The sequence below is a fragment of the Devosia algicola genome, assembly GCF_028816455.1.
In the GTDB taxonomy this organism is placed as follows: domain Bacteria; phylum Pseudomonadota; class Alphaproteobacteria; order Rhizobiales; family Devosiaceae; genus Devosia; species Devosia algicola.
In genome coordinates this window covers 3254680-3270661 of record NZ_CP118246.1, presented here as the reverse complement: position 1 = coordinate 3270661, position 15982 = coordinate 3254680, and the positions used below count along the sequence as shown (strand labels likewise).

Annotated in this window: 11 protein-coding genes, 1 tRNA gene and 3 pseudogenes; 3 read left to right on the top strand and 12 right to left on the bottom strand. The window is 53.4% G+C overall.

The features are described 5' to 3' along the window. Nucleotides 1-2 precede the first annotated feature (2 nt). From PSQ19_RS17400 to PSQ19_RS17390, 3 genes and pseudogenes are all read right to left on the bottom strand, one after another. Nucleotides 3-434, bottom strand: a complete 432-nt coding sequence (locus PSQ19_RS17400) for a DUF2948 family protein (protein WP_282218774.1) — start codon at nt 432-434, stop codon at nt 3-5. A gap of 645 nt (nt 435-1079) precedes the next feature. Beyond that, nucleotides 1080-2374 (bottom strand): annotated as a pseudogene (gene murA, locus PSQ19_RS17395) (UDP-N-acetylglucosamine 1-carboxyvinyltransferase). 128 nt (nt 2375-2502) lie between these two features. Beyond that, complete coding sequence (locus PSQ19_RS17390) at nt 2503-2658, bottom strand: hypothetical protein (RefSeq protein ID WP_282218773.1); 156 nt, start codon at nt 2656-2658, stop codon at nt 2503-2505. 176 nt (nt 2659-2834) lie between these two features. Between PSQ19_RS17390 and PSQ19_RS17385 the strand changes: the two genes are divergently transcribed. Next, nucleotides 2835-2909: transfer RNA gene (locus tag PSQ19_RS17385), tRNA-Thr, on the top strand. Between the two features lie 54 nt (nt 2910-2963). Continuing rightward, nucleotides 2964-4631: a site-specific integrase gene (locus PSQ19_RS17380; RefSeq protein ID WP_282218772.1), complete on the top strand. Its 1668-nt coding sequence runs from the start codon at nt 2964-2966 to the stop codon at nt 4629-4631. Between the two features lie 57 nt (nt 4632-4688). On the opposite strand, the pseudogene PSQ19_RS17375 reads toward PSQ19_RS17380, so the two are convergent. Next, a pseudogene (locus tag PSQ19_RS17375) lies at nt 4689-4859 on the bottom strand (transposase); the annotation flags it as partial. Nucleotides 4860-5323: 464 nt separating this feature from the next. Between PSQ19_RS17375 and PSQ19_RS17370 the strand changes: the two are divergent. Then, complete coding sequence (locus tag PSQ19_RS17370; RefSeq protein WP_282218771.1) at nt 5324-7108, top strand: apiosidase-like domain-containing protein; 1785 nt, start codon at nt 5324-5326, stop codon at nt 7106-7108. A 349-nt stretch (nt 7109-7457) separates the two neighbouring features. On the opposite strand, the gene PSQ19_RS20055 is transcribed toward PSQ19_RS17370, so the two are convergent. The 8 genes and pseudogenes from PSQ19_RS20055 to PSQ19_RS17335 all read right to left on the bottom strand — a co-directional run bounded on the left by PSQ19_RS20055 (nt 7458) and on the right by PSQ19_RS17335 (nt 15928). Then, the gene (locus PSQ19_RS20055; protein WP_407649182.1) at nt 7458-7715 is read right to left on the bottom strand and encodes an FCD domain-containing protein; all 258 of its coding nucleotides are present in this window, start codon (nt 7713-7715) and stop codon (nt 7458-7460) included. Nucleotides 7716-7742: 27 nt separating this feature from the next. Further along, nucleotides 7743-8066 carry a GntR family transcriptional regulator gene (locus PSQ19_RS20050; RefSeq protein WP_407649181.1) on the bottom strand — a complete coding sequence of 108 codons (324 nt, stop codon included), beginning with the start codon at nt 8064-8066 and terminating at the stop codon, nt 7743-7745. 229 nt (nt 8067-8295) lie between these two features. Beyond that, nucleotides 8296-9489: an ABC transporter ATP-binding protein gene (locus tag PSQ19_RS17360; RefSeq protein ID WP_282218769.1), complete on the bottom strand. Its 1194-nt coding sequence runs from the start codon at nt 9487-9489 to the stop codon at nt 8296-8298. A 10-nt stretch (nt 9490-9499) separates the two neighbouring features. Next, a pseudogene (locus PSQ19_RS17355) lies at nt 9500-10356 on the bottom strand (carbohydrate ABC transporter permease). 25 nt (nt 10357-10381) lie between these two features. Continuing rightward, the gene (locus PSQ19_RS17350) at nt 10382-11347 is read right to left on the bottom strand and encodes a carbohydrate ABC transporter permease (protein WP_282218767.1); all 966 of its coding nucleotides are present in this window, start codon (nt 11345-11347) and stop codon (nt 10382-10384) included. Between the two features lie 242 nt (nt 11348-11589). Continuing rightward, nucleotides 11590-12699 carry an ABC transporter substrate-binding protein gene (locus tag PSQ19_RS17345; RefSeq protein WP_282218766.1) on the bottom strand — a complete coding sequence of 370 codons (1110 nt, stop codon included), beginning with the start codon at nt 12697-12699 and terminating at the stop codon, nt 11590-11592. A 317-nt stretch (nt 12700-13016) separates the two neighbouring features. Further along, nucleotides 13017-14261, bottom strand: coding sequence for a hypothetical protein (locus PSQ19_RS17340; protein WP_282218765.1), 1245 nt, complete (start codon nt 14259-14261; stop codon nt 13017-13019). Nucleotides 14262-14521: 260 nt separating this feature from the next. Then, a complete protein-coding gene (locus tag PSQ19_RS17335; protein ID WP_282218764.1) occupies nt 14522-15928 on the bottom strand; it encodes a family 4 glycosyl hydrolase in 1407 nt (468 codons plus the stop codon). Nucleotides 15929-15982: the final 54 nt, after the last annotated feature.

Below are 15982 nucleotides of genomic sequence, written 5' to 3'. Positions count from 1 at the left end.
GATCAATCAAGCGCGTGGGCTGGCTTGGCCGCAGCCGCCCAAGTGGCACCCAAATCGGACAGGCGCGCCTCAAGACATTCGACGCCCAGCCGGACCGAGCCGCCGCCAGCAAAATTGAGTTCGATAATGCCAGCGGGCCCATCAATGGCTTCGAACTGGATCGAGAGCAGCTCAAGCACGCCATCATGGGCATTTGTGTCAATACCAGCGGTGGCAACGGACTGGACACCATCGAAATGCAACGCGGCGCGCTTGCGTTGGCCCTTGTCGCGCCCGGTCCCGCTTTCCCAATCAAATCGGTTCATCAGCATGGCAAAGCGCCGATCCTTGCGGGCATAGCCCATGTCGCCGACACGAACCACCGCGTCCTGCGCATGCGCCGAGATTACTTCGAGATCTTCGCTATCGAGCGCCAATAGCTTGAGGTCGGTCATGGTCACTGTCCTTACCGTTCGGGTAGAACCCTATCTGGTCATGCCCTTGTCGATCTACAAGTTTGTCGGGATGGGGGCAATGCGTTTGGACATAATGGCCGCAGGCAAACCCCGCCCGGCCAAAACCTGCGGTTACAAAATGATTGCGACATGCGGCGAGAACCGGCCTCATGTGATTTTTATAGTGCGAGACTGGTCTCGCCGCATGCGATGGGCTTTCAGGACTATGGAGCCTGCGTTCCGGCCTGGCCGGAACTACGTGTCACACGGACCCAGGAGCGCGCGACCGCCTCCCACCCATCTGCTCTCCCACGGACCGTTCGTCGCGACCCCGCAATCGCGTGGGGAGTGAGGCCATGTTCGCACAAGGTTTTGGGGGTGGGGATAAGTTTTGCGAGGGGGCGAGGTGTGTCTGCGCGGGGGAGGTATCGGCGCAGGTGTGGTTTTGGTGTGTTGTCGACCTTCCGCCCGCACCATGTCATTCCGGCGGAGGCCGGAATCCGTCGTAAGGTCTGGACAAGCTGTGGGTGCGGACACATCTCATGATGGAACCCGGGTCAAGCCCGGGGTGACACCGCGAGGGGAAAAACCGGTGCCCATGAACAGAAGGGCGTCCCCTAGGGGTTTTGAGGGCGGTGGATTTGATCAGCCGGCGAGGCGTTCGATTTCGGCGCCGCAGCGGCTGAGTTTTTCTTCGAGACGTTCAAAACCACGATCGAGATGGTAGATCTCGATTGACGATGGTTTCGCCCTGAGCGGCAAGCCCCGCGATAACCAACGACACAGAGGCGCGCAAATCGGTGGCCATGACCTGAGCACCCTTGAGCGCGTGCTTGCCACTGATGGTGGCCAACTGCCCGTCAACGCGAATGTCGGCACCAAAGCGGGCCAGTTCGGCCACATGCATATAGCGATTCTCAAAAATGGTTTCGCGAATGTTGGAAACCCCATCGGCCATGGTCATCAGCGCCATGAACTGGGCCTGAAGATCGGTGGGGAAATTGGGGAATGGCGCGGTATCGACATCGACCGAGTGAATACCATTGCCATTGCGCTGGACCCTCAGTCCTCCCTCTTCCTGGCTGATTTCGGTGCCGGTTTGGGCCAAAATGTCGAGCGCCGCCTGCAGGTGCATGGGCTGGGCGCCGCGCAACAGCACGTCGCCGCCCGTCATGGCTGTGGCCATGGCAAAGGTACCGGTCTCGATACGATCAGGAATGACTTCAACGGTGGCGCCGTGGAGCTTTTCCACGCCCTCGATGGTCAAGGTGCGTGTGCCAATACCCGAAATTTTCGCGCCCATGGCCACAAGGCACTCGGCAACATTGGTGACTTCGGGTTCCTGGGCGGCATTTTCGATGATGGTGGTGCCGCGCGCCAGCGTTGCGGCCATCAATATTGTATGAGTCGCGCCGACCGACACTTTGGGGAAAACAATATGGGCGCCGATCAGACCGCCCTCGGGAGCCTTGGCAACGACATAGCCTTCATCGATGTCAATTTCCGCGCCCAGCGCCTTGAGACCGAAGAGGAACAAATCGACAGGCCGCGTACCAATAGCGCAGCCGCCGGGCAGCGAAACACGGGCATTGTGCTCGCGCGCCAGCAAGGGGCCAATGACCCAAAAGCTGGCCCGCATTTTCGACACCAGTTCATAAGGAGCCGTTGTATCGACGATGTCGGCGGCGTGGAAGGTCATGCGCTGGCCAACGCCTTCAGCCTCGCCGCGCCGACGCCCGTGAACGGCAATATCAACGCCATGGTTTTCCATGATGCGCTCGAGCCTGCTTGACGTCGGCGAGGCGGGGCACATTTTCCAGCACCAGCGGCTCGTCGGTCAGCAATGAGGCGATCATCAGCGGCAGGGCGGCGTTCTTGGCGCCGGAGATGACGATCTCGCCGCGCAACTCGTTACCACCCACCAGGCGAATGCGATCCATGTCGTTTCCTAAGCTTGCGGGCGCACAAGCCCGGCACGCGGCAGGCTGCCGCAAAAGAGATTGGGTCAATAGCTGTTTCGGCCCGCCGCTTCAAGGCATAGGCCCGGCCAGCTTGGGGCTAAAATGGTTTACGATTGCTTGCCGGGCGGCGTTTCCGGCTCCAGCGGGGCGGCGGCATCTGCATCGGCACGGGCCTTTGTCTGATTCTTGCGACGACGCAGGTTTTCACGCAGCTTTGCGGCCAATTTTTGCTCGCGGGCCTTGGCTTGCTCGGATTTGGTCATGATGTTTCGGGGGTTGGACGGGCGCAGGAGGCAGATTGGTGTGCGCTGGTCGCATTTTTGCGGCGCGCGCGACAGTAGGCGAGTTGAGTTTATGCGCTTTTTGGCCTTGCGTCGAGGTTTACCCTATGGCAGTAGAGCCGCGGTGCCGAGCGTGGGTCTCCCCTTGCGCCAACAATGCTGCCGTAGCTCAGTGGTAGAGCACCCCCTTGGTAAGGGGGAGGCCGACAGTTCAATCCTGTCCGGCAGCACCATGCTAATCCTTTGATATCATTCAGACTCTTGATTTTTCAACGGTTATACCCATTTTGTCTACCACATTCTTGCTACAAAATGGGTGTGCCGGATGGCTGGTAAAATCAGATATTTATTGGAACGCGATGGGCGATATTATGCTCGCAAGGTCGTTCCGGCAGAGCCTTCGAGAGTTTGTCCAAGCGCGCGAACTTACCAAGGCCCTTGGTGCTGACCGACGGGCGGCAACGTCTATGCTTCCTGCAGCACTCTGTACAATTAACGCCAGACTGGATCATGCCAGAAGCCAACTGTTCACAAAAACCGAGCGTGAGGCCGCGTCCGCCGCAATACGTTCGGCGCCATTGAGCCCTACCGACCTGGCGAGGTTGCATTACGGTGAAGGGCTGGCCCGCGACGAGTATATGCGGAATGTGGAACCAATGTGGGCGACGGTTGGCATAAACGATACCTATGTAGCAGACCTTCGTGCTGCCATTGCGGGAACCCTAAGTAACGATCAGCTTGAAGAACTACTTGGGGATTTTTTAAGACAATATCGCCTTCGCGGAAATATCAATGCGGTATCAGGCTCACCCGAGTGGCGTCAGATCGCGCGCAGCATCGCGGAAGCCGAACTGGAGGTTCTCGCCCAGATGTATGAGCGAGATGAGGGTGTGCCTGCGTACCAACTAACTCACCCAGCCCACTTGGCTCCTGAAATCGTGGAGGTCGAAGTTGCGCCCTTCGTTGAACCACTCTCGCTTCAACAACTGCTTGAACAGCACCTCCAACGGCTTGAAGATCAGGGCGGTGGTGTCTCGGCGCGGAAGGGATGGACCCCGGTTTTCAATGATCTATTCCAGTTTCTGAAAGAGACCCGCGAGTTGAAAGGGTCGTCGATCCAGCAATCCGACGACGCCCGCCGGTTGACCGCAGAGGAAGTCATCGCCTGGCGAGACTTGAAGCTTGAGACACTCAGCGCCAAAACGGTCAGAGACGTATGGTTGGCGTCTTTAAAAGCAGTTCTATCTGATGCAGTTGCTGACCGCAAACTACCGGAAAACGTCGCGAAAGGCGTTCGCGTTCACGTGTATGCCAAACCCATTTCGCGTGAAAAAGGATTCACAGATTCGGAAGCCCTGACAATTCTTAAATTCTGCTTGGCGTACCAACCCCCAGCACGCGACAACCCGGCGAATCGGGAATCACCTCATACTACCGCTGCCAGGCGCTGGGGTCCTTGGTTGTGCGCATTCACTGGCGCCCGGGTCGGCGAAATCCTTCAGCTCCGGCGGTCCGACATCCGCACCGAAGACGGCATTTGTTATCTGCACATAACGCCCGAGGCCGGCAACGTTAAAGGGAAACACTACCGAAACGTACCGATACATCAACAACTCAAGGATATTGGCTTCCTGGAGTTTGTCGAAGCGCAACCCGAAGGACCTCTTTTTCATTCCCCCACCGGTTCCCCAGACAAGCGTCCAGCTCAGGCCGTATCCGCTAGTGTGGGAAAGTGGCTACAAGCCAAGGGGCTCAGTCCCGCCGGCGTCCAGCCCAGTCATGGCTGGCGCCACCGCTTCAAGACGCTGTCGCGCGAAGCTGGACTGGACCCCTACATTGTGGACAGCATTCAAGGACATGCGGGCCGCACGGCATCAGACGGTTACGGCGACGCGACTCTTCGAGCCAAGAATTTGGCGATCGAAAAGCTCGCTTTTTATAGTATATCTAGCTGACAGAAAACGGCAGCGAATTTGGACTTCAAATTCTCGTCCCCCAGGCAGTCTCGTTCGCTCCTGCGATTGCTGCTCGGACCGGTCGGGGGACACGGCCTTGACCCATTTGTACAGACTGTGGGCCGACACGCCCAAGCGCGCCGCCGCATCCGGAACGCGATCGCCCCGCTCAACCACCGGCCTGACGGCTTCTTCCTTAAATTCTGGGGTAAATCTCTGTGTGCTCACAAGCTGCCTCCTATGCTCAAAGGATAGGCGGGACCTGTCTACCGGGCTAGGGGCAGTCCACATCGCATTGATGTGAGGTGACTTGCCTAGCGTTACGGCGCATGTCGAAGATCATTAATAGCGCCCAAAGGGCAGTCTAACTCGGATCGGGAGCGACAACGCAATCCCGTTCATCAGCGGGATATAAGTCAAGAGAAACAGATATTCGCTTGCTGATCGGAGCGACAAGCCTTCAATAAACCGTACGCAAATACTTGCCACACGCACCTCCCTGAAGAACGCATCCGCGAACTGTCGCCCGCCAAATCGCAAGTTGAATTCGTTAGCAAAGCAGGGTTCAACAAAATCAACATCCTCTTGATGATTAGTACCGGCTTTATGTGTCGCTCTCCGCCTCAATAAGGAATTGACTCCCCATTGACGATGATAGCCTGTAATTACAAATTATGGAAGGACGCATCTCAATGCCAGCCGTTTACACGCCGACAGACACCCCAGAAGTCCGTATTTGGCAACCATTTGAGATTTGTTTTGAAGCCGCGGAAAGCTATCAGAATGCCTATGTCGAAGAGGAAATTTGGATTGACCTAAAAGGTCCTGACTTTAGCAAGCGAGTCTTTGGTTTCTGGAACGGTAGCCAGCAATTTTGCGTTCGCGTTGCGGCTTCAGCACCAGGAAAGTGGACGTGGACAAGTGGGTCCAAGTCTGGTGATTTGGGGCTTAGCAACAAGTCTGGCGCTTTCACTGCAGCAGGCTGGAGTGTGGATGAAATCGAGGCGAACCCAAACCGACGCGGCATGGTTGGCATTGGCAAGAATGGACGCGGACTGCAATATGCTGATGGAACGCCATTCTTCTTGGTCGGCGATACCTGGTGGTCAGTTCCTTCGTTCCGCTTTCCATTGCCGAACGGCGATATCAACACCGACCTTGGTCCTAATTCTTCAATTGCGGACTATTTGCAATTCCGCAAAGAGCAAGGTTTCAATTCTGTTGCGCTCATCACAGTGCAACCGTGTTGGGACGACGACGGGCAACCCGCCAACCTGTCCGATGACGAGGGACTGTGCATTAGAAGTGCATGGCCGGTAAAAAATGGATCGGCTATGCCTATGCACAATGAGGGTGGTCGGCCTTTTGAATTTCCTGGGAAGGTACCTGAGTTCGAAAATATTGTGCCAGACTATGACAAGGTCAATCCAGAATACTTTAAAATTCTCGACAAGAAAATGGACATAATATTCGAGATGGGCTTTGTTCCATTTGTTGAGGTGGCGCGGCGCGATACCGGTCTAATGTGGAAAAAATATCACGATTGGCCGGAAAGCTACGCACGGTTCGTGCAATTTATCTTTGCACGTTATCAGGCGCACAATGCGATCTTAAGTCCAATTCACTTCGATTCCTATAAGGGTACAATTCCAAGCCGGGAATACAACGAACCCTGCAACCTTGTGGTGGACCGCTGGGGTAAACCACCATTTGGCACTATGCTCTCGGCAAATCCCGGCCCGTCAACCCTGGTCAACTTCGGAGGTCCGGAGGAGTGCCGCTGGCTCGATATTCATCAAATCGGAAATGCGCGCGAACATTATGCGTATTGGTATCTTACGGAACAGTTCAATGCAGACCCAGTGCACCCAGCTTTAAATGGTGAACCCTATTATTCGGGCTCCACGTTAGGATTGATACCTCAAAACTGCAAAAAAGGAGACACGCTCGAGGACGATATGTACGTGCGATCCGGCATGTACGGCAGCTTACTGTCCGGAGGATTTGCCGGCTATATTTACGGGTGTGACGGCATCTGGCAATCGTCAATCGAGGAAAACTCACGAAGCATCATGTGGGACTCATTTAAATGGAGTTCTGGTCGGACCGTGCAGCATTTGACAAAGTTTGCACATGTCAAAGGTGACGCTCTTTATGACCTTGTTCCCAATTCTGAACATCTAATTCCCAACCGCAACGGAACGGTCAGGGGCTATGAAGGCTGGTGCTACGCAGCGGGTAATAAAGACAAGACCTGGTTTATGATCTATTTTGAGGCCAATTGTGCCGAGTCCATCGAGATGCGTGGAACCAAACAGCAGTGTCAGCGATACAAAGCGACATGGTTTGATCCTCGCACCGGGCATTGGCTGCCCCAGACCGTCCAAGTCCAGACCCCTATGAGCATGCTTCTGCCGTTGCCGACGCGTCCGGATAATACCACCGACTGGGGCCTGATGCTTGAAGCGATTGATTGAGAGTAAACTGTTACAGCAGGCGGCAGAATACGGATCAGTCCACCGCTTGCCCATCGTCGATGCTTATCTTCGCTGATAGCGACTGGCGGTGGCCACTTGTATTCTCGGCTTGAGCAGCAGCCCGTGATTGCATTCCGATACGGCGATCATGCAAGTGTTGGTTACGATTGTCGCGTGATGTGAACGAGTGTAGTCAAGCGTCGCAGCGCCATTTCCAAAACCAGATGTGTTGAAGGTTTAGGCGAAATGACCCAATGTTGCCGCAGCGCGTGGTCGGAAATGAACGCACTATTCAGCGGAAAGGCGTAAGCGCTGTGCCGTTTACCGAGACGAATGCGAGGTCGGCACACTAGCGTTGTTCGTATTCCAATTTGACAAAATCTCGCACGCGCATCCAACCCCTGTCCATATGGGCTGTCAGGAGACTGGTTAGATGCTCGACGTTGCGATTTTTGAGAGCCGACAACATTTCCTCATGTTCTTCCAGCGCGCTTTTCCAACCGTCCGCGTCATTAGTGCAGGCAAATCGAATTCGGCGCATACGCATGAGCAGCTTTTCATGAAGGTCGCTGAGAACTTCGCTACCGGCAGCGGCGACGATGAGCATGTGAATATTTTGGTTCATCGCAAAATATCAAGCGCGCTCGCCTCGCTCAAATCTATTGACCATCTTAGCATGAATCGCGGAGATACGGTCCAGCTCATTCGCACTTGCCCTGTCTACCGCGAAACGCGCCGCGGCCGCCTCGATTGCTCCGGCCGTTTCGAAAAGTTGCTCAACTTCTTTCGGCCTGAGGACCTTGATACTGGCGCCAACTCTGGGCCTCACCACCAAAAGCCCTTCCGCAGCCAGGATATTTACCGCCTCGCGAACCGGGGTACGCGATACGCCTAACTCTTCACTCAACTGAAGCTCAGGAAGTTTTTCCCCAACACTCCAACGTCCCTCAACAACCATCATCCTTAGCTGTGGCACAATTTCTTCATGCAGCGATCTACGTTTTATCTTTCGAGCCTGCAATCAAAAATTTGGCCTCAATACACAACAAATACTTTGTAGCGTCGTTCAAATGGACATTTCGACTAGGAAGCAGATTTCGTTTGATTGTCGGTGGGGGAGCAACTTAGAAAATGCGACTGCCATGAAATCGCAGAACTACGCTGTTCGCGCGGGCAGATGATGAACGCTAATCCCCCCGGATTGCCAGACCGGTTTCGGAGTCAAAAAAGTGAAGACGTTCACAATCAACGCTGACCTTGACAGTCTCGCCTGCTTTAGCTTGGGATTTTGCGTCAAAGCGCGCGACGCAAATCCCTGCATTTTCGCCATCAAGTGACTTTGAAATGTCAGACAACGTGTCGGGGTCGATTACTTCGGCCATTTTGGCATCGAAGTCCAGATGAATGATAATGTCGGACCCTAATGCTTCGGCGAGCACTATCCGGGCCGAAATAGTTTCGTTATCGGGGTGAGAATTCGTAAGTGCGGCATCATCCATATCTTCGGGTCGAATGCCAGCAATCACATCGCGATTGAAATATTCCTTCAATTCGGAACGCACCTCAAACACCTTTTGAGGGATATGCAGTTGATGCGACCCAAGCCTTAAGGAAGCTCCGTCGGCCAACGGATCGCCAATATTTGCGTGAAACAGGTTCATTGCCGGCGATCCGATGAACGACGCTACAAAAGTATTTGCCGGCCGCCCGTAAATGTTGCTTGGTGTATCAACTTGCTGCAACATTCCGTCCTTCATTAGTGCTACCCTGTCGCCCATGGTCATAGCTTCGATTTGATCATGGGTGACGTAAATTGTAGTAACTTGGAGCCTATCCTGGATCCGGGCAATTTCCGACCTCATCTGTACCCGCAGTTTTGCATCGAGGTTCGAAAGTGGCTCATCCATGAGAAAAACCGACGGTTGACGCACGATAGCCCGTCCCATGGCCACGCGCTGGCGTTGTCCGCCTGACAGTTGACCCGGGCGGCGTTTCAGGAACGGCTCCAGCTGCAAAATTGCGGCGACTTCATGGACTTTCTTTTTGATTTCTTCAGATGGAAACTTTGCGATCTGCAGCGCAAATGCCATGTTGTCATATACTGACATGTGTGGGTACAGCGCATAATTTTGAAATACCATAGCTATGTCGCGGTCTTTCGCATGTACGTCATTTACGACATTGTCGTTGATTGAAACTTCCCCACTTGTGATCTCCTCCAGTCCCGCAATCATACGCAATGCGGTTGACTTTCCGCACCCCGACGGGCCAACAAGCACAAGAAATTCACCATCCTCGATGCTCAGGTTGAGGCTGCTAACCGCTGTTAGCGCGCCCCCTCCATATCGTTTGGTCAAATCTTTCAAGATGACATTCGCCATGGTGTTTCCTTTACTTAAAGCCCTGGGTGGCCACGCCTTCGACGAGGTACCGTTGGGTGGCAATGAAGAATCCCAACATGGGCCCGATAGCTAGTGTGGCCATGGCAAACATGCTGCCGAAATACGAGTCACCTCCCCCGCGTCGATAAACAAACGAAGAGCCAAAGAAACCGTCATGTTGTCTAAACCTGATAAGTATATCAACTGGCTCAAAAAATCATTATACGTATTTATGAATGTAAATATGGATGTTGTTACAATCGCGGGGACGCACAGGGGAAGTATAATTCGTGTGAATCTTTGCCAGTACGATGCCCCGTCAATCATCGCGGCCTGCTCCAGTTCACGCGGCAAAGTCCTCATGAATTGGACCATTAGGAAGATAAAAAACGAATCGGTAGCCAAAAATTTTGGAACAACCAGAGGCAGGAAAGTATTGACCCAACCAATTTTAACGAAAAGTATATACTGAGGGATCAACTGTGCATGAAAAGGCAGCATCATCGAACCGATCATTATCGCAAACCACAAAGATTGCCACTTGAACTTCAGTCTAGCGAAAGCATATCCGCAAAGACACGCAGCCATGACGTTACCAACAATAGCCAATCCACTTATGATGAACGAATTTACAAAGAACGTTGCAAACGTGGTGTCACCAAAGAAATTCCAGCCGTTTATATAGTTTTCCAGGGTCCAGTTGTTAGGAACTAAACTCTTGTCCAAAAATATTTCAGCTTGCGGTCGCAATGACGCCAATACCATCCAAATGACCGGATAGAGCATTATCAAAGCTAATATGATCAAACCAATGTGCGCTAGGGCAGCCATAGGTGGTGAGATTTTACCTAGGCCTTTCTTGAACATATAGAATTTTCTTGGGGGACTGATACTATTCACCATAAAATACCCAGTATTTTGCCGACCAAAATATCAGCCCTGTAAATGATGCAATCGACAGGAGTAGTATCCATGCCATGGCCGACCCATATCCCATGTCCAGTTGCACAAATGCCCGTTGATAGAGGTACAAAGAGTAGAGTAGTGTGCTATCCGCCGGCCCCCCAGTTCCGCCAGATACAATGTATGACTGGGTGAAAGACTGGAACGATTGAATTGTCAGCAATACCGCGTTAAAAAACACGATGGGCGTTAACATCGGAATGGTTATTCGACGAAATCGCGTCCAAGCCGACGCACCATCAATCGAGGCGGCCTCATACAAAGAAGCAGGAATTTGTCTTAGCGCAGCCAAGAATATTACCATTGATGCGCCGAACGTCCACACGTTGAGTGTTACGAGTATCCATGGTGCGGTTTCCGGTATCGCAATCCAGCTTCGACCAGCCATACCAAATATAGCAAGTGCGTCGTTGAACACGCCTTGCGCTCCAAAAACTTCGCGCCACAACAATCCGATCCCCACGCTGCCCCCCATAAGCGATGGAATGTAGAAGATGGATCGATAGATTGGTAGCAACGCCAGTCCGCGGTTGAGCACAGTCGCCACAGCCAATGACATGATGAGAACCAAGGGCACAGACCATCCGACATAGAAGAAAGTGACTTTGACAGATGTCCAGAACTGGCGATCCATAAAGAGTATATTGTAATAATTTTCGAATCCTATCCAACGTGGCGGACGAAGGATGTTATAGCGGGTAAACGATAAGTATAAAGATGCGAGAACGGGTCCGATGGTAATAAAAATTAACCCTAAAAACCAAGGCGTGAGAAACAAATAGGCCGTTCTATTTTCTAGTTGCTGTGGTGTCAACTTTCTCTTAGGCCGATTTTTCATGGATTTGCTCTGAGGGTGTGTGATTTCTAGTCCACCTGTCGACGTAGGCTGAGACATATCTGTACTCCTGCGCTCACAGCAGAAAGGACGGGCAACGCAAAGATTGTTGCCCGTCCAGCGTTATCAGTCTTGGACAGTCTGCTCGACTTGCGAAATGAGCCTATCTGCGGCTTCGGATGTGGATATCTGACCAAATGCAACAGCTTCATAGTTGCTCATAAGAGCGCTGCTAAGCGCGGTGCGACCGCCTGCAGGAAAGAGTTCCGTTTTGGCGTGCGGGCTGACGTCGCCGAGTATAGTCATCGATTGGCGCTGCCCAGGTGTAGTATTTGGGATCCGCCATCTGGGCCTCGCGGAGGCTGGCTACCGTAACGGCCCCGTTGTCTGAAGCATACACTTGGGCCGCTTCCGGGTCCTGGGTGAAATAGTTGATCCAGGCCACCGTGGCGTCGAGATCCGATCCCTTGCAGTTTGCACCGATCGCCAAACCGTTGGTTCCGATGACATCGCCGAACCCGGCGGGACCAACCGGGTTTGTCAACAAAACGAGCCTGATCACCTGGGACCGCAACGTCTAAAACGCGCTGAATGGCGTCCAGTTGATTGGCAGCTTTTGTGTCGATCAGAACTTTGCCCTGCGCAATGAGCGAGGTTTCGAGAGTCGTGCCAACTTCGGCCATCTGGTCAGCTGGTTCTGTGATGCCATCTTGGCGCAAACGCTCCCAAAGGTCGAAATAGTCGACAAGAGTTTCCTTGCTGAATCCAATCGAACCGTCCGCGTTGAACAACTTTTCGCCCCTACCGTACACCCACGCCGAAAACAATGCGATGTCCCTGCCATTGTTAGCAACCGCCAAAGTCCCACCGTCCAAATGCGTTGACAATTCTCGGGTATATTCATCGAAATCGACCCAATTCCAGTCGGCGGTTGGGAGTGTCATTCCTGTCGCTTCGATTGCGGTCTTGTTCGCGATAATTGTGTTATAGAAGATGCCGTGCGGAATGAAGTATAGATTGCCATCGGCACCACGGCCGCCATCGAGGATAGCTTGGTCGATCCCGCTGACATCAAGATCACCCGACGCAACGAGATCGTCCAAGGGTAGTAGTAGGGCGGGATCTGAATATTGTGGTGCCAATCGAGACTGCATAGTAATTGCACAAGGTTGGTTGCCGCTTGCGCTTCTGACTGTCAATTTATCCCAGTAGCTGCCAAAATCTCCGGGCTCACCGCTAATTGAAACATTTGGGTTTTCCGCCTCAAACATTTTTACGATTTTCTCAATTTTGTCGTTTCTGCTCGTAGAACCCCACCACGAGAAGCTAATATTTCCGCTCAATTCGTTACCTAGCGCGGGGGCGACTGCCGTGCTGCACGTCAAGACACTAACAATTAACGCCACGCTCATTCTGTTTAGCCGGTTTGTGGTTCGTTTAGTCATAAGCCTATCCTCCCTTGTAGTTAGTTCGCTCTCGGTGTTGATACGGCGTCGTATCCGACCAATAGCAAGTTTACGGTGTATTCGTATCTCGGTACGTCATTGTTGTTATTAATTCTTTTGTGACAATGCGGTTATTTGCAATTATGCATTACAAATCTATTGGTACGAGTTCATCCAGATATTTTACGAAGTCAGACGACAATTGCATGCTGCCTAACTTCCTAGTCTGGCGTGATTTCGCCGATGGCAGCAATGATGGATTGCGTGACCCGCGAGCACGGCCATCAAACAATCCCGGAGACATTTAGAGTGTATATTTGACGACTTCCGCCATGGGCTGAATCTATACTGATAGCCTTCCCATCCCGGCTCCACCGAGGGTGAAGATCACATCGCAATTCATTTTTGAGATCCGGCGGAGAATAAAACCTGCCAATGTCGATGCGACGACCGGTCGCCATGTCATACAATATCAGCGTGCGGTCATGATTGGCATCTGGGTAGGTGTCCGTGAGCATCCACTTGCGGTCGGGAGAAAAGGAACAATGGCCGTCGGATGAGAAGACGTCCTGGCCAATGACCGTGAACTTGTCTTCAAGGAGGTCGTAAAGCGCATATTCATTGGTCTCTGTGCCAGGGGTGCGCGCATAAGCGATGATGGTGCGTTCGTCACGATAGTCGAAATGGGAGAAATAGGTGTTGTCGTGCACAAGCCGGATGTCATTGCCGTCGGCCGAGGCGCAATAGAAGCGGTCATTGAAGCGCTTTGCAGGATCAAACTGGCAGCGGTTGAGAAAGACAAAGTTGCTGCCTCCGGGCGAAATCGTCAAATGATTTACCCAGTGCGGTCCCAAATGCATTCGCGGGATCGTATTGGTTTCGAACAGTCGTTGAAGCGTGATGATCAGTTCGCTATCGCCGGTCTTGAGGTCAATGCGGTAAACCCCGTCGTCATCGGGATGATCAGCCGACAAGCTACTGTCCGCGCCATCGGCGTAGCCGTAGCCGGGCCGTGTATGGTGCAGGCGGGCGAAGTTGAGGCCGAGCGCATAGCCCTCGCCAACCGCATAGAAAGAGCGTGATAATCTGCGCTTCTCGCCGGTTTCCAGATTATGGGTGACGCCATAGAACTGATCGCTGTCACGGATGTTGTATATGATGGTGTGCTCAGGCTCGGTCGGCAGCCATTGCAGCATTGTACCCTGCTGCCAGCTCCAGGCGCTGGTTTCGGCGACTGGCGTCCAGACATTGCCGTTGTGGGTATCAATCGTCCCGATGACGGCGACATCGTTGCGGGTTGGTTGACGGTTGAGAAAACTCGTTTCCAATGCAAGATGATAGCGCCCGCTGCTATTCCATGGCGTTTTATCATAATAGCCGAAAAAGTGATGCTGCCCTGCGGTGATTTGTTGGACGGGGACGTCGTGCTGCTCAATCTTGTCTGACACGAGTGCTTTCGGTCCGGTTCCGCTCTGGGGCGTCGGGGTGCGGTCCAGGTGAGGTGACAGGTGGCGTTCGATATTGATCATGGCGCAATACGCGGCGAGAGGTGAGGCAGCCACAACAGACGGCAGGTGGTCCGAATTGCGTTCATTTCATTGCTCCTCCCGCGTTTCGGATAGTGCTCTGCAAGCGGCATCCGATTTTTCCTACTGGCATATACAACCGTCTTGACGAGGTTATTAAGTGCGCGATCAACCTACGTAGCGTGGGCCAGTTTGTCGTTCAACTTTCTGACCGGAGAATTTCATACAACGCTGGCTGATACATCTCATCAGCCAGCATGATTTCAACCAGCTGCCCGCACGGCACCTGACCCGCCAAACCAGTGCTGCGGAATGATGTCCCGCTCGGCGTCAAGCAATTCATCAATCAGAGCCTCCGTGTCGCTGATCGAATTGGTCAACGGATCGACCAACAGGGCCCTCCGCAACAGCGCACGATCGCCATTGGCTACAGCCTCTGCCGTCAATTCATGGGTATCGAGCACAATTTCCTGCATTGCTCTTATGCCGCGTGGCATCTCGCCGACTGCACGAGGACGCGGCCCATCCATATCTATATCACACAGCAGTTCGAGATAGGCATCGTCCGCCATGTTGGTAACGGCGCCATCATTGCGGGTGTTGATGTAGAAGGGTTTGTTCAGCCCACCAACCATGGCTTCGATGATGTCGGTAGCATGGTCGGGGCCGAAGGTTTTCATATAATCGGCGATCGGGGTCGCGCCGGAGATGAAATTGTCGATCTGCTCCCACATTTCGCGATGGCGCGCATAGCGGGCTTCGGTCTCCCAGATCGCGAGTTGGGGAATATTGCCTTCAGTTATCCCATGCCCCTGCCAATAGCGCACATATTCCTTGGTGTGGGCAACGCAGGCAGGCACCTTGTCGAACATCTGGAACAATTGATAGCCGATGGCGTCATTGTTGATCGCCTTGGCGCCCTTGTCGCCTCCGTCCGTTTCTGTCGCGGCGCGGCGGCCGATGGCTTCCCCAATCTCGCTTATGACGTCCTTGCCGTCATATTCAGCCTTGAGCACCCATGTGAAGTGATTGACCCCCGCGATCCGCAGATCGAAACGTTGATCCTGCTCGGGTGTCAGATTTTCATCGGCCCCGATAATGCCGGCGCGCTCGGCATAGGCGCGCTTGACGTGCGGCATGTGCAAACTGTCACATAAGCCAAAGCTCTTGAGACTCGGCGCAAAACGCTTGAGCGCCATGCCATTGACGGCGGAGGGATTGATATAATTGATCACCCATGCGTCGGGGCAAAGCTCCTCGATATCACGGGCACAATCGAGAATATGGGGCAGTTCTCGCATGGCGCGGAAGACTCCGCCGGGCCCGATAGTATCGCCCGAACACATGCGAATGCCGTATTTTTCTGAAATTGTAGTGTCCAACCCGCGATAATGCACCGTATCCTTGGCAAAGCTCAGTACGACAAAATCGGAACCGCCCAACACCTCCCGGCGATCGGTGTTGGTTTCGATTCTGAGCGATACGCCCTCATTGGCTACAACCATTTTGGCCAACCGCTCCAGCTTGCGCAGTCGATCGATATCGGTATCCACCAGCGCCAGCGTTCCAGTATTTAGGTGGGGCGAATGCACCATCTGCCAAATCGCCTGACGGCCGAAAAACAAGCTCCCTGCGCCAATTACCGTAATCTTCGGACCAGTCGTGACCATGATATTCTCCTCAAACCAAATTGGGTCGAAGGCAATGTTGCCCAGCTGATCGGG